Annotated in this window: 12 protein-coding genes; 3 read left to right on the top strand and 9 right to left on the bottom strand. The window is 57.1% G+C overall.

Going from position 1 to position 15,053, the window contains the following annotated elements; all coding sequences use genetic code 11:
* Nucleotides 1–37: 37 nt before the first annotated feature.
* Together seqA and pgm are read left to right on the top strand one after the other, a co-directional pair.
* Entirely contained in the window at nucleotides 38–586 is a 549-nt protein-coding gene (gene seqA, locus AC0TNG_RS20990; protein ID WP_008501070.1) for a replication initiation negative regulator SeqA, read from the top strand.
* Nucleotides 587–610: 24 nt separating this feature from the next.
* Entirely contained in the window at nucleotides 611–2,251 is a 1,641-nt protein-coding gene (gene pgm, locus AC0TNG_RS20995) for a phosphoglucomutase (alpha-D-glucose-1,6-bisphosphate-dependent) (protein ID WP_032649535.1), read from the top strand.
* Between the two features lie 105 nt (nucleotides 2,252–2,356).
* Here pgm and potE read toward each other — a convergent pair whose 3' ends face one another.
* From potE to kdpF, 9 genes are all read right to left on the bottom strand, one after another.
* Entirely contained in the window at nucleotides 2,357–3,670 is a 1,314-nt protein-coding gene (gene potE / locus AC0TNG_RS21000) for a putrescine-ornithine antiporter (RefSeq protein ID WP_248163596.1), read from the bottom strand.
* On the bottom strand, nucleotides 3,667–5,865 hold the full coding sequence (gene speF, locus AC0TNG_RS21005) for an ornithine decarboxylase SpeF (protein ID WP_417927094.1): 2,199 nt from the start codon (nucleotides 5,863–5,865) through the stop codon (nucleotides 3,667–3,669). The genes potE and speF overlap by 4 nt, the downstream gene beginning before the upstream one ends.
* A 254-nt stretch (nucleotides 5,866–6,119) precedes the next feature.
* A complete protein-coding gene (speFL, locus tag AC0TNG_RS21010) occupies nucleotides 6,120–6,224 on the bottom strand; it encodes a leader peptide SpeFL (RefSeq protein WP_003858645.1) in 105 nt (34 codons plus the stop codon).
* A gap of 278 nt (nucleotides 6,225–6,502) precedes the next feature.
* Nucleotides 6,503–7,180 carry a two-component system response regulator KdpE gene (gene kdpE / locus AC0TNG_RS21015; protein WP_024908812.1) on the bottom strand — a complete coding sequence of 226 codons (678 nt, stop codon included), beginning with the start codon at nucleotides 7,178–7,180 and terminating at the stop codon, nucleotides 6,503–6,505.
* Nucleotides 7,177–9,864: a two-component system sensor histidine kinase KdpD gene (gene kdpD, locus AC0TNG_RS21020; protein WP_032649527.1), complete on the bottom strand. Its 2,688-nt coding sequence runs from the start codon at nucleotides 9,862–9,864 to the stop codon at nucleotides 7,177–7,179. The genes kdpE and kdpD overlap by 4 nt, the downstream gene beginning before the upstream one ends.
* Entirely contained in the window at nucleotides 9,865–10,440 is a 576-nt protein-coding gene (gene kdpC / locus AC0TNG_RS21025) for a potassium-transporting ATPase subunit KdpC (protein ID WP_473713059.1), read from the bottom strand.
* A 12-nt stretch (nucleotides 10,441–10,452) separates the two neighbouring features.
* Nucleotides 10,453–12,501 (bottom strand): potassium-transporting ATPase subunit KdpB, encoded by a 2,049-nt coding sequence (gene kdpB / locus AC0TNG_RS21030; RefSeq protein ID WP_024908809.1) that lies wholly within the window; start codon nucleotides 12,499–12,501, stop codon nucleotides 10,453–10,455.
* An 18-nt stretch (nucleotides 12,502–12,519) separates the two neighbouring features.
* Nucleotides 12,520–14,199: a potassium-transporting ATPase subunit KdpA gene (gene kdpA / locus AC0TNG_RS21035; protein ID WP_090417779.1), complete on the bottom strand. Its 1,680-nt coding sequence runs from the start codon at nucleotides 14,197–14,199 to the stop codon at nucleotides 12,520–12,522.
* The gene (gene kdpF / locus AC0TNG_RS21040; RefSeq protein ID WP_014069365.1) at nucleotides 14,199–14,288 is read right to left on the bottom strand and encodes a K(+)-transporting ATPase subunit F; all 90 of its coding nucleotides are present in this window, start codon (nucleotides 14,286–14,288) and stop codon (nucleotides 14,199–14,201) included. Before kdpF ends, kdpA begins: the two co-directional genes overlap by 1 nt.
* Before the next feature lie 309 nt (nucleotides 14,289–14,597).
* On the opposite strand from kdpF, the gene AC0TNG_RS21045 reads away from it, so the two are divergent.
* Nucleotides 14,598–14,804 (top strand): YbfA family protein, encoded by a 207-nt coding sequence (locus AC0TNG_RS21045; protein ID WP_013097552.1) that lies wholly within the window; start codon nucleotides 14,598–14,600, stop codon nucleotides 14,802–14,804.
* Nucleotides 14,805–15,053: the final 249 nt, after the last annotated feature.

The raw sequence follows: 15,053 nt of genomic DNA on the forward strand, positions 1-15,053 counted from the left end.
TGACTTGTATTCAGATAAGATATCGCACTGGATTAAGATGAAAACAATCGAAGTTGATGACGAACTCTATCAGTATATTGCCAGCCAGACGCGGCATATCGGGGAGAGCGCGTCCGACATTTTACGGCGCATGCTTAAAATTTCCGCCGCTTCACAGCCTGCTACCCCAGTCACCAAAGATGTCGTGTCTCAGCCGAGCGTTGTTGCACAAGCAAAACCTGCCGTGACGCCGGCAAAAGATAAAGTGCGCGCGATGCGCGAGCTGCTGCTCTCCGATGAATACGCGGAACAGAAAAAGGCGGTTAACCGCTTTATGCTGGTGCTGTCTACACTTTATTCACTGGATAACAAAGCGTTTGCTGAAGCGACCGAGTCGCTGCACGGTCGTACTCGCGTCTATTTCGCGGGCGACGAGCAGACGCTGCTGCAAAATGGCAATCAAACCAAACCCAAACATGTTCCTGGCACCCCATACTGGGTGATAACCAATACCAATACGGGCCGCAAGTGCAGCATGATTGAACACATCATGCAGTCCATGCAGTTCCCGGCGGAATTGATTGAAAAGGTTTGCGGTACAATTTAACCCTTGCATCAGAAGGACCCGGTAATGGCAAATCACAGCCGTGCAGGCCAACCTGCACAACAAAGCGATTTGATTAACGTCGCTCAGCTGACCGCGCAGTATTACGTGCTGAAGCCGGTCGTGGGCAACGCAGAACACGCAGTGAAGTTTGGTACATCTGGTCACCGCGGCAGCGCGGCGCGCCACAGCTTTAACGAACCGCACATTCTGGCCATTGCTCAGGCCATTGCGGAAGAGCGCGCTAAAAACGGCGTTACCGGTCCGTGCTACGTGGGGAAAGATACCCATGCCCTGTCTGAACCGGCGTTCATCTCTGTTGTGGAAGTGCTGGCTGCAAACGGCGTCGATGTCATTGTTCAGGAGAACAATGGCTTCACCCCAACGCCTGCGGTCTCTAACGCCATCCTGGTACACAACAAAAAAGGTGGCGCGCTGGCTGACGGTATCGTTATCACGCCATCCCACAACCCGCCGGAAGACGGTGGCATCAAATACAACCCGCCTAACGGTGGCCCGGCGGACACCAACGTCACCAAAGTGGTCGAAGATCGTGCGAACGCCTTGCTGGCTGACGGCCTGAAAGGCGTGAAGCGCATTTCTCTGGATGCGGCCATGGCGTCCGGCCACGTAAAAGAGCAGGATCTGGTTCAGCCGTTCGTGGAAGGGCTGGCGGATATCGTCGATATGGCGGCCATTCAGAAAGCCGGCCTGAAGCTGGGCGTGGATCCGTTGGGCGGCTCTGGTATCGAATACTGGAAGCGTATCGCCGAGCACTACAAGCTGGATCTGACCATCGTGAACGATCACGTCGATCAGACCTTCCGTTTTATGCACCTGGATAAAGACGGCGCGATCCGTATGGACTGCTCTTCCGAGTGCGCAATGGCGGGCCTGCTGGCGCTGCGTGATAAATTCGATCTGGCGTTTGCTAACGACCCGGATTATGACCGTCACGGTATCGTCACCCCTGCCGGGCTGATGAACCCGAACCACTATCTGGCGGTTGCGATTAACTACCTGTTCCAGCACCGTCCGCAGTGGGGCAAAGAGGTGGCCGTCGGTAAAACGCTGGTTTCCTCGGCGATGATCGACCGGGTGGTCGAGGCGCTGGGCCGCAAGCTGGTGGAAGTGCCGGTGGGCTTCAAATGGTTCGTTGACGGTCTGCACGACGGCAGCTTTGGTTTCGGTGGAGAAGAGAGCGCGGGGGCCTCTTTCCTGCGTTTCGACGGCACGCCATGGTCAACCGATAAAGACGGCATCATCATGTGCCTGCTGGCGGCGGAGATCACCGCGGTCACCGGTAAAAACCCGCAGGAACATTACAATGATCTGGCGGCACGCTTTGGTGCACCAAGCTATAACCGTATTCAGGCTAGCGCGACGTCAGCTCAGAAAGCGGCCCTGTCCAAACTCTCTCCGGAGATGGTCAGCGCAAGCACCCTGGCAGGTGACCCGATCACCGCGCGTCTGACGGCGGCACCGGGCAACGGTGCCTCCATTGGTGGGCTGAAAGTGATGACCGAAAACGGCTGGTTCGCCGCGCGTCCATCCGGTACGGAAGATGCGTATAAAATCTATTGCGAAAGCTTCCTCGGCGCTGAGCACCGTCAGCAGATTGAGAAAGAAGCGGTAGAGATTGTCAGCGAAGTGCTGAAAAACGCGTAAGTGCGGTTTGTGTGCCGGGCTGATGCCCTCACCCCGGCCCTCTCCCACAGGGAGAGGGAGAAAACAATAAAAACGGCAACCCTTGGGTTGCCGTTTTGCTTTTACCTAACTGTGCTTATTCTTCAATTCAAACCGTGGTGACACCAGACCGTACAGCGTCCAGCCCATAAAGGTCACCATCGCGCCATACAGCATCGCTTCCTCACCGGATGAGTAGAGCGCGTAGAAGCTGTAAATCGCGCCAATCAGCGCCACGATATTCGCCGCACGCGCCTTGCGTGGATCCACCTTCGCGACTTTCTGAATAATCACCAGCGCCGCCATCGACAGAATATACGGAATGATATTTGTCACGACCGCCAGGTTGACCAGCACGTTGAACTGGCTGTTCAGCGACGGGCTAATGGTCATCAGCGACAATCCGCTCTGGAAGATAACAATCGCCAGCATGCCCTGCACCGGCGCATCCGCTTTGGTCACGCGGGAGAAGATTTTTGGGAAGTAACCTTCATCAGCGGAGGATTTAAACACCTGTGCGATGGTGAACTGCCACCCAAGGAGTGAACCGCAGCAGGACATCACCATCAGACCCATGATCACTTTCCCGACTTCCGGAGTGAACATCTGCGCGAAGGCCAGCCCGAACGGCGCCGTGGAGTTAGCCAGATCCATATTCGGTACGATGCCCGCAATGACGTTAGTCGAGACGATATAGATCACCGCCGCGCCCAGCGTTCCGCCAAGGACCGCAATCGGCACGTTCTTTTCAGGATTGTCCACCACTTCCGCGTTCGCGCAGGCGGATTCCAGCCCCAGGAAAGCCCAGAGCGTCATAGCGATAGAAGAGCCCACAGCGGTAAAGAACGGCACATGGTGCGGGTTCCAGGAGTTGGCGTACAGCGTCGGGCTGAACCAGAACCAGCCGATGATGCACAGGCCGACAACCGGGATAATCACACCCCAGACGGTGATGCTGGAGAGCTGTCCGGTGATACGCGCGCCGCCAAAGTTAGCTACGGTGCAGATCCACAGAACCCCGATGGTCGCCAGCCCAATTTGTACCGGGCTGAGCGTCGCGCCAAACAGCTCCGTACCGTAACCTACGGCGGAGATGGCAATCGCCACGTTGGCGATCAGCAGCGACACGCCGTAGGTGTAGTTGGCCATAAAGTTGCCCGACTTGCCAAAGGCGTATTCGGCATAGCCCCCCATCCCGCCTGACTTACGGCTGAACATCCCGCACTTGGCGAACGCCCACGCCAGCGCCATTGAACCGACTGCCGTCACCAGCCAGGAGATGATAGAGATGGTACCCACCTCTGCAAGCTTGGTGGGCAGCATGATAATCCCGGAGCCCATCATGTTCACCATGGTGAGGATGGTCAGCTGCACCACGCCCATCTTATTGGACTTACTCATAATTTCTCTCCTTTCAGCAGCGTGGGCTGAGCGGTGGGTTGTTTGATGACATTGCAGCGAACCTGTTTGCGGCCCTCACACTCCTCGACGTACACACCCTGCAGCTCCGGCGCGAAGCCCGGAAGAAGGTTGATGCCTTCTTCCAGGGCGGCAAAGTAGCGCAGCACGGAACCGCCCCAGACTTCCCCTGGGACAACACACAGTACCCCCGGCGGATAAGGAAGGGCGCCTTCGGCGGCGATGCGGCCTTCCGCGTCGCGCAGGGAGACCAGCTCAACTTCACCGCGCAGATAGGCGTAGTTCGCGTCCTGCGGGTTCATCATCACGCGTGGGAAGTGAGACTTGCGGAACATCTCTTTCTGCAGCTGTTTCACGTTGTGGCGGGCGTACAGGTCATGCATCTCCTGGCAGATCTGGCGCAGGGTGTAATCCGCGTAACGTTCCGGATGCTGTTTGTAGAGAGAAGGCAGGACCTCTTTCAGCGGAGCATCGCTCTCGAGCAGTTTTTCGAAGCGCACCAGCTGCGCCACCAGCTGCTGCAGTTTGCCCATATCTTCCGCAGGCGTGAGCAGGAACAGGATCGAGTTGAGATCGCATTTTTCCGGCACGATGCCGTTTTCACGCAGGAAGTTGGCGAGGATAGTGGCGGGCACGCCGAAGTCGTCATACTCCCCGGTGCGGGCGTTAATGCCCGGCGTGGTCAGCAGGAGCTTGCATGGGTCGATAAAATACTGATGCTCTGCGTAGCCTTCAAAAGCGTGCCAGTTTTCACCCGGTACGAAGTGGAAGAAGCGCAGATCGGTTGCAATCTCCGCCGTGTCCCAGCTTTCCCACGGACGACCATCCACCGTCTCCGGCACGAAGGGACGCAGATACTGGCAGTTCTCCAGGATCAGCTTGCGCGCTTCGATACCGTTCACCACGCAGTCCATCCACATGTTGCGGCCGCTCTGGCCTTCATGCATACGGGCGTTAATGTCCAGCGCAGCGAACAGCGGATAGAACGGGCTGGTGGAGGCGTGCATCATAAAGGCATTATTCAGCCGCTTATGCGGGACATAGCGCTGCTGGCCTTTGATGTGGCTGTCTTTCTTGTGAATTTGCGAGGTCTGGGAGAAGCCTGCCTGCTGTTTATGCACGGACTGGGTGACCAGGATCCCCGGATCGTTTTCGTTCAGCTCCAGCAGCAGCGGCGAGCAGTCGGCCATCATCGGAATAAACTGCTCGTAACCCACCCAGGCCGAGTCAAACAGGATGTAATCACACAGGTGCCCAATCTTATCCACCACCTGACGGGCGTTATAGATGGTGCCATCGTAGGTACCCAGTTGGATCACCGCCAGACGGAACGGACGCGCATCGCGTGCACGGCCCGGCGCCACCTCTGCTACCAGCTCGCGCAGATAGCTTTCTTCAAAGCAGTGGGCGTCAATGCCACCAATGAAGCCGTACGGGTTACGCGCGGTTTCGAGATAGACCGGCGTTGCGCCAGCCTGGAGGAGGGCACCGTGATGGTTAGATTTGTGGTTGTTACGGTCGAACAGCACCAGGTCGCCCGGGGTAAGCAGGGCGTTAAGCACCACTTTGTTGGATGACGAGGTGCCGTTCAGCACGAAGTAGGTCTTATCGGCATTAAAGACCTTCGCCGCATGTTGCTGCGCAATGCACGGCGCGCCCTCGTGAATCAGCAGATCGCCCATTGCGACGTCGGCGTTACACAGATCGGAGCGGAAAAGCGTCTCACCAAAGAAATCGACAAACTGATTACCGGCAGGATGACGGCGGAAGAACTGACCGCCCTGATGCCCAGGACAGTCAAACGCGCTGTTACCCTGCTTCACATAGTCGACCAGGGCGCGGAAAAACGGCGGACGCAGCTGGGTTTCGTACTTCAGGGCCGCTGCTTCCAGCTGGCGTCCATAAAAGTCGTTGCTGGTGTCTGAATACTCAAATACGCCATGAATGCGCGATAAATAGTCTGCCGGAATGATCTCTTCTTTATGCGTCGCGACAAAAACAGGAATGCCAAAACCGGTGGCTTCTATTTCGTCCAGGATACCGCTGGCAATATCCGTTACCGCCAGAACAATGGCGGCAACATCAATATAATCAGAAGCGCGGACATCCACCAGTTCACGCTGGGTGGTAAAGCAATCCGGACAGGCACGGCTGGCTGCGATTTTTAAACTTTTCATCTTTCTCTCTTTATTTTAGGTAATAAGCGTCCCTCGATTTCTTGCAAGAAAGAAATCGATAATTTTCCGGAAAAAAAGCAAAGGGTGGCCGCTGATTTAAATCAGTGAATTGCTTTTTTGATGATTGAAATTCAGTCCGCCCGGTGCGGATGAGTCTGAATCAAGATGAATGAGCGCACGGGTTCACAGGCAAAAGCCTGTAAAATAAGATGTTTCAGGATGACCTGTAAGCGAGTGCGCCAGAAGTCGAAGGACTACCGGGCATTAAAGAGATGAAAGTCAAAGCAGTTTCGGTGGGCAAACATCATGATATGTGTTGTCCGCCTTATATGGGGCATTAAGCGATTGTTGTTTTCCATGATTCATTTTCCTTTCAGTAATTGAAAGCATGGTCATTTTATCCAGGAAAAGGCGATTAACCGTGAGGTAGATCACCGATAATCGATCAAATCAGAAATAAATATTCGTTTTAGATGAATATCGCAGATCAAAATTCTGATTTGTTGATGCTGCGTTAATGGGTTGTGTTATCAATGTTTTAAATGAGCAAAAATAACCCGTAAAAATAACGTATGGGTTATTTGTGAAATATTTTCTGAGGGATTTAGTTTTATTTAGAAATAAAATGAATAGTTATTCAAAGCATAAACCGATAACCGATACCGGTTTCAGTTAATAGATGGCGAGGGCGAGCGGGGTCGACTTCGAGTTTCTGACGAAGATGTCCCATATATATGCGTAAATAATGACTATGTTCCACAGCGTTGGGTCCCCACACCTGACTTAACAGCTGGCGTTGGGTGAGAACCTTACCGTGGTTGTTGAGCAGTACGGCGAGCAGGCGAAATTCTATCGGCGTGAGGTGAATCTCCTCATCGCCGCGCACAATGCGCCGCGCGGCCAGGTCAACCCGGATATCCCCAAACGTGTAGGTTGGGTCAGCAGGCGTGGTTGCGCTGTGGCGACGCAGGGCCACGCGAAGGCGGGCCTGTAGTTCGCCGATCCCAAAAGGTTTAATCAGATAGTCATCCGCCCCGGCATCCAGCGCCGCGATTTTATCCGTCTCTTCAGTACGGGCGGAGAGCACGAGGATCGGCATCTGGCTCCACTGACGGACTTCCCGGATAAAATCGATGCCGTCACCGTCCGGTAGGCCAAGATCGAGGATCACCAGGTCCGGCTTGCGGGTAGCGGCTTCAATTAAACCCCGCTGAAGCGTACCCGCATCATGAACGCGCAGACCGTCTCCTTCCAGCGCAGCGCGCAGAAAACGGCTAATGGCGATCTCATCTTCAACAATCAGAACGTTGATCACAAATCCTCTGGTAATTCATTAAGTTCTGGCGGGGTTTCCAGAGGAAGTGTAACACAAAACCGCGCGCCGCCTTCCGGACGATTCTCTGCGGAAATGGTCCCGCCATGGACGTCAATGATCGCCTGGCAAATCGCCAGCCCCAGCCCGACGCCTGGAATGGCCGACTCCTTATTGCCGCGTGCGAATTTTTCGAAAATAGCCAGCTCCTGCCCGGCTGGGATGCCGGGGCCAGTATCCCAGACGTCAAGACGAAGCGTACCATCGTCCACCGTCGCATCCACCCCAATCCGGGCGCTGGAGCCCGCATATTTGCCGGCGTTCTCCAGCAGGTTGATCAGCACCCGCTCAAACAGCGGACCGTCGACGTGAATTAACGTCAGAGGCTCGGGCATGTTCAGCGCGATATGTCGCCCACCCAGGCCGGGTTCGAGCATTTTCAGGGCGCTGCCCACCACCTCTTCCAGCGTGAGCCACTCTTTTTTGAGGTTAAAACCGCCTGACTGGATACGCGCCATATCGAGCAGGTTATTCACCAGGCGCGTGGTATTCAGCACATGCTGGCGGATCTCGCTGGCCTGAAGGGCGTGTTTAGAGCCTTCCGCCGCCAGGTCCAGCGTCAGGATTTCTGACTGACCAAACAGGACGGTGAGCGGGGTACGCAGATCGTGCGAGAGCGCCGCCAGCAGCGAGTTACGAATGCTTTCCCGCTCGCTCGCCAGACGGGCCTGTTCCTCGCTGGCGGTGAGAGCCAGTCGTTCCAGCGCGCTGGCAACCAGCAGCGTGAACGTCTCCAGCAGTCGCTGCTGTTCGGGGATCATCAGCTGGCGCAGGTTGGAAGGCTCTACGATGACCAGCCCCTGATTTTTATCGGCACTGCGCAGCGGCAGAATTTGATAGGGCACGCCGGGGAGGGTGTCGGTGCCTGCGCCTGCCGGTAAGCCTTTGTCAAAGCTCCAGCGCGCGATGGCTTCGTCCCAGGGCGTCATGCCGGTGGCCGAGGTCAGCGGGCGCAGCTTACCGTGTTCGTCCGGGAGTAAAATCAGGTTGCTGGCATGAAACGTCGAGCGAATAAACTGCTCGCTGGTCTGCACGATATCCAGCGGCGTACGGCCCACCGCCAGCGATTTCGACATCTCATAGAGATGGCGGGTACGCTGTTCGCGATAGCGGGCGATGCGCGCCTGGTAGCGTACGCCCGCCGTCAGATTCCCGATCACCAGCCCGACGGTGAGCATCACGGCGAAGGTAAGGATGTACTGCACGTCCGAGACGGCGAGCGTCCCGCGGGGAGCAATAAAGAACAGATCGAAGCTGATGACGTTGACAACCGTCGCCAGTACCGACGGCCAGCGCCCGTAAAAGAGCGCCACCACCACCACGCCAAGAAGGTAGATCATCACCAGGTTGGCGGCATCAAACGCAATCAGCCACTGGCTGGCAATGACGGTAATCAGGGCGCAGAGCACGACGGCGACAAGACAGCCGCGAAGCTGAATGCGCCATTTATCGCTGAAGGTGCGGCTGTCCGGCGCGCGATTCGGTAAGGGGGTAGGTTTGTCATCCAGCGCCACGATCACCAGATCCAGATCCGGCGCACGACGAGCCAGCTTGTCGGCAAAGGATTCGCGGCTAAACCAGCGGCGATGCTGGCGACGGCCAATGACGATTTTCCCCAGGTTGTGCTCGCGCGCGTAGCGCAGAATGGCTTTATCTTCCTGCGGATCGGAAAGCGTCGCGGTTTCGGCACCCAGCTCCTGTGCCAGGCGCAGCGAACTCAGGATCGCGCGACGCTGGTTTTCGGGCAGCGCGTGCAGCTGCGGCGTTTCGACATACACTGCATGCCAGACGCTGCCAAATTTGGCCGCCAGGCGCGCGGCGGTGCGGACAAGTTTTTCGTTGCCGCTGCCGTGGCCGACGCACAGCAGGATAGCATCCCGCGTGTGCCAGACGCGTTCCTGACCCTGCAGGTCGCGCCAGGCGCGCATCTGATCGTCCACCCGGTCGGCGGTTCGGCGCAGGGCCAGCTCGCGCAGGGCTATCAGGTTGCCTTTACGGAAGAAATGTTCGATGGCGCGCTCGGCCTGGCCGGCGATATACACTTTGCCTTCGTGCAGGCGCTGGCGCAAATCATCGGGGGGCAGGTCGACCAGCACCACCTCGTCCGCGGAATCAAAGAAGGGGTCGGGCACCGTCTCGCGCACCTGAATGCCGGTCACGCCGCTGACCACGTCGTTCAGACTTTCAAGATGCTGAACGTTAACCGTGGTGAACACATCGATGCCGGCTTCAAGTAGCTCTTCAACATCCTGCCAGCGTTTTGGGTGGCGTGAGCCAGGCGCATTGCTGTGCGCCAGTTCGTCCATCAGGATAAGGGCGGGACGGCGGGCTAGGGCGGCATCGAGATCGAATTCGGTGACTAACCGACCGCGATGGCTGATGCGGCGGGGCGGCTGGGTAGCCAGCCCCTTCAGCAGCGATGCCGTCTCTTTACGTCCGTGGGTTTCAACCACGCCGATCAAAATATCGAGCCCCTGCGCCCGAAGCCGCTGGGCTTCCGTCAGCATGGCGAAGGTTTTCCCGACGCCCGCGCAGGCGCCGAAGAAAATTTTCAGTTTGCCACGATGGGCTTCAGCCGTCTGTTCAAGCAGCCTGTCCGGATCCGGGCGCATGGGCTCGTCGGTCATTTAGTTTTTCCTTAGCGCGTCCAGCGCCAGATTCAGCTCAACAATATTTACCACGGGCATGCCGATGAAGCTGACCAGCGGCTTTTGCGTGTGCTCTGCAACCAGCTGGCTCACCTGTTCGACGGTCAGCTGGCGGGCGGCGGCGACGCGCGGGATCTGCCATGCCACGGCTGCCGGCGTCAGGCTGTAGTCCAGCCCGCTGGCCGAGGCGGTCACCAGCTCCACGGGAACGTCACGGCTGGCCTGTGGATTCGCGGCGCGCAGGGCTGCCACGCGCTCAGCGACGGCTTTGTCCAGCTCCGGGTTGCTGCCCGCCAGGTTGCTGCCGCCGGATGCCATCGGATTATACGGGCTTTCGGCAGTGGCGGAAGGGCGTCCCTGGAAGTAGCGGGCATCCGTAAAGTTCTGACCAATCAGGTGAGAACCGCGGTTTTCACCGTTTTGCAGTATCAGCGAGCCGTTAGCCTGATCCTTAAACCACCACTGGCCCAGCGCGGTGGTCACCAGCGGGTACAGCCCGCCGGTAATGAGAGACAGCAGAATAAACAGAAGTATAGCGGGGCGTAACATGGTCATTTGATTCACCTTTTAAACCAGGCCGAACAGCGTCAACAGCAGGTCGATAACCTTGATACCGACGAAGGGCACCACCAGCCCGCCCAGGCCGTAAATCCACAGGTTACGGCGCAGCATGGCGGCCGCCGTGAGCGGCTTGTAGCTCACGCCCTTCAGCGCCAGCGGGATCAGGAAGACAATAATCAGGGCGTTAAAGATGACTGCGCTCAGAATGGCCGAGGCCGGAGAGTGCAGGTGCATCACGTTCAGGGCGTTTAACTGCGGATAGGTCGCGGCAAACGCGGCCGGAATGATGGCGAAATACTTCGCCACGTCGTTGGCGATACTGAACGTGGTCAGCGACCCGCGCGTCATCAGCATCTGCTTGCCGATGTGTACCACTTCGATCAGCTTGGTCGGGTTAGAGTCGAGGTCGACCATATTGCCCGCCTCTTTTGCCGCCTGGGTACCGGAGTTCATTGCCACCGCCACGTCGGCCTGCGCCAGGGCAGGGGCATCGTTGGTCCCGTCACCCGTCATCGCCACCAGACGGCCTTCCGCCTGATACTGACGAATCAGTGCCAGCTTGGCTTCCGGTGTGGCTTCGGAAAGGAAATCATCCACGCCCGCTTCGGCGGCAATCGCCGCGGCGGTAAGACGGTTATCCCCGGTGATCATTACCGTTTTGATCCCCATCTTACGCAGCTGGGCAAAGCGCTCCTTGATGCCGCCTTTGACGATATCCTTCAGCGCAATTACCCCCAGCACATGGGCCCCTTCGGCCACCACCAGCGGCGTCGCCCCCTGACGGGCCACGCTTTCGACCAGGCTGTCCACTTCCGGCGGGAAGTGACCGTTGTTAGCCTCGATGTGGCGGCGGATGGCGTCAACCGAGCCTTTACGGATCATGCGATCCTGAATGTTAATGCCGCTCATGCGGGTTTGCGCCGTGAAGGGCACGAACGTGGCGTGCAGGCTCTGAACGTCGCGCTGGCGCAGGTTAAAGCGCTGCTTGGCGAGGATCACGATACTGCGGCCTTCCGGGGTTTCATCGGCAAGGGATGAGAGCTGCGCGGCATCTGCCAGCGTTTTTTCATCCACGCCCGGGGCGGGTAAGAAATCTGACGCCTGACGGTTGCCGAGGGTGATGGTCCCGGTTTTATCCAGCAGCAAGACGTCCACGTCACCGGCGGCTTCCACCGCACGCCCGCTGGTGGCGATAACGTTGGCACCGAGCATACGGCTCATGCCGGCCACGCCGATGGCCGACAGCAGGCCGCCAATGGTGGTTGGGATCAGACAAACCAGCAGCGCCACCAGTACCGTGACGGTGACCGCGGTACCGCCATAGGCAGAGAATGGCCACAGCGTCGCGGTTGCCAGCAGGAAGACGATGGTCAGGGCCACCAGCAGGATGGTCAGGGCAATCTCGTTCGGCGTTTTACGGCGCTGGGCGCCTTCCACCATGGCGATCATCCGGTCGAGGAAGGTTTCACCCGGGTTAACGCTGCACTGTATCACCAGCCAGTCGGAAAGAATGCGCGTCCCGCCCGTCACGGAGGCGAAATCGCCGCCGGACTCACGGATCACCGGCGCGGATTCGCCGGTGATGGCGCTTTCATCCACCGATGCTCCCCCTTCAATGACTTCGCCGTCGCAAGGGATGATGTCACCGGCTTCCACCAGCACCACATCGCCTTTACGCAGTTCATCCGCCGGAACGTGGTCCATCTGCGCGCCGTATTTCGGTTCACGTAGCTTGCGCGCGAAGGCGGTTTTTTTCACCCCTTTCAGGCTGTTGGCCTGGGCTTTACTCCGGCCTTCCGCCAGCGCTTCCGCAAAATTGGCGAACAGCACGGTAAACCACAGCCACAGGCTGATGGCACCGGTAAACATCGCATTCCCCGGCATGTGGCCCGTTCCCATGGCAATCGCCAGGCCGGTGGTCAGGACGCTTCCCGCCCAGACAATAAACATCACCGGGTTGTGCCACTGCACGCGCGGGCTCAGCTTTTTCACCGCATCCATGAGCGCCTGACGAACTAATGACGGTTCGAACAGGGCCAGTTGTTTACGACTCATGACAATTTCTCCGCAAAATCAGCGTAAAGAGAGGTATTCCGCGACCGGGCCTAACGCGAGGGCGGGGATAAAGGTCAGGGCGCCGACCAGTAACACGGTGCCCGTCAGCAGGCCGATAAACAGCGCGCCGTGGGTCGGTAACGTCCCGGTGGTGGTCGGTTGGATTTTTTTGTTCACCAGCGATCCGGCTATCGCCATAACCGGCACGATGATCCCGAAGCGACCCACGAACATGCAGAACGCCAGCAGGCAGTTCCAGAACGGTGAGTTGGCGCTTAAGCCTGCAAAGGCGCTGCCGTTGTTGTTGGCGGCAGAGGAGACGGCATACAGCACTTCACTAAAACCGTGAATGCCAGGGTTAAAGATGCCGCTGCGTCCGGCCTCGGTCATCAGGGCCAGCGCGGTGCCGAGCAGCACAAGCGCCGGGGTGACCAGAATCGCCAGCGCGGTTAATTTCATCTCGCGGACGTCGATTTTTTTACCCAGATATTCCGGGGTGCGGCCAATCATCAGACCGGCAATAAACACCGCCAGCAGCACGAACAGCAGCATGCCGTACAGACCAGAGCCTACGCCGCCAAACACCACCTCGCCAATCTGCATCAGCCACATCGGGATCATGCCACCCAGCGCCGTAAAGGAATCGTGCATGGCGTTGACCGCCCCGCACGAGGCAGCCGTGGTGACCACCGCATACAGGCTGCTGGCAAGAATGCCAAAGCGGCTCTCTTTACCTTCCATGTTGATTGCGCTGTCGGCACCCAGTGTCAGGAAGTGCGGATTACCCTGCCATTCGGCCCACATCACCAGCGCAACACAGACCACGAAGATAAGCGACATGGTCCAGAGCAGGGTGCGCCCCTGACGGCGATCGTTGACTACGTCTCCAAAGGCAAAGCAGAGCGCGGCGGGGATCAGGAAAATCGCCAGCATCTGCACAAAATTGGTCAGAGCGGTAGGGTTTTCAAACGGATGCGAGGAGTTGGCGTTGAAGAAGCCCCCGCCGTTCGTCCCGAGCATTTTGATGGCTTCCTGCGACGCCACCGGCCCCATCGGCAGGAGCTGTTTTGCGCCTTCCAGCGAGGTATAAGGCGTGTAAGGCATCAGGTTTTGCAGGGTGCCCTGCTGAATAAAGAACAGCGCGATCAGCAGCGCAATCGGCAGCAGGATCCACAGCGTAATGCGCGTCAGATCCACCCACGCGTTACCCAGCGTGCTCACTTTCTGGCGCGCAAACGCACGCGTCAGCGCGAAGATCACCGCAATACCGCTCGCGGCAGAGAGGAAGTTCTGCACGGTTAACCCGACCATCTGGCTGAAGTAGCTGAGCGTGGTTTCACCGGAATAGGACTGCCAGTTGGTGTTGGTGACAAAACTGACAGCCGTGTTCAGCGCAAGATGCCAGGACAGGCCCGGTAACTGTTGCGGATTCAGCGGCAGAATGCCCTGCAACATCAGCATGGCAAAAAGCGCAATGAGACCAACGATATTCAGCAGCAGAATGGCGATCAGATAGTCACGCCAGTTCATTTCCCGATCGTCTATTCCCAGTACGCGCCAGATCCCTTTTTCAACGCTTCCCGTGCCGGGCAGGGGAACGTTATTGATTAGCCGTGCCAGCCCCGAGCCCAGCGGCCTTGCCAGGACGAACAACACCACTAAGAAACTGGCAATAAGCAAAAACGCCTGAGCAGCCATCAGAATGCCTCCGCATTAATCAGGGCATAAACCAGATAACCCAATAACAGGAACACCAGCACGATGCCGGCAATAAGACCTGCACTCACAATCCACCTCCGGGTGACTTTTGTTGTTGTGCTAACGGTAGGATTTATGGCGCAAAGATTTCGCAAAAATGAGAAGGGCGGGTGTAAAAAAAGTATAAAAATGGCAAAGCCCACAATTTAACTATTGGTAAGTAAATCGTTAACTTTTTTGTAACTAAATTACGGTGTGAGTGTAAATTTTTGCTAAACGGACGAAAATAAGTGGTCGGATGAGTAGTAAAATTACAAACAAAGCGATATTATTTTAGCCAGGTCACAGATTTTGAATTTTCCGGATGACGTTTCCGGCCAACTATAGGGGAGAAAAATATGGATCTTTATAAAGAGTATCCGGCTCATATCGTGTTCATGCGCCGCGCTTTCGCCGTAGTGGCTGGCGTGCTGGCTCTGCCGGTGATGCTGTTCTGGAAAGATCGTGCACGTTTTTATAGCTATCTGCACCGCGTCTGGGCAAAAACCAGCGAGAAGCCGGTATGGATGGATCAGGCCGAGAAAGCGACCTGCGACTTCTACTAAGACTACACACAGCAATAAAAAAACCGCCAACAGTAATGTGGCGGTTTTTTTGTCCCTCGGGATTCGCGGTCCGTTGGGTGGTTTTCAAGCCCTCGTCAGAGGCTTAAAAGAATATCTCGGGTCCTTAAGTAATCAAACTGCAACTCCCTAAATATATTCTTAAAAACCTTTTCGGTGGATTACGTTTTACGCCAGGGCCAACTACTATGCAGCGTCCCTTTCCGCCATCTCGCACGGCCTTTTTTATTT

The organism is Enterobacter sp. PL_is514, assembly GCF_055816715.1.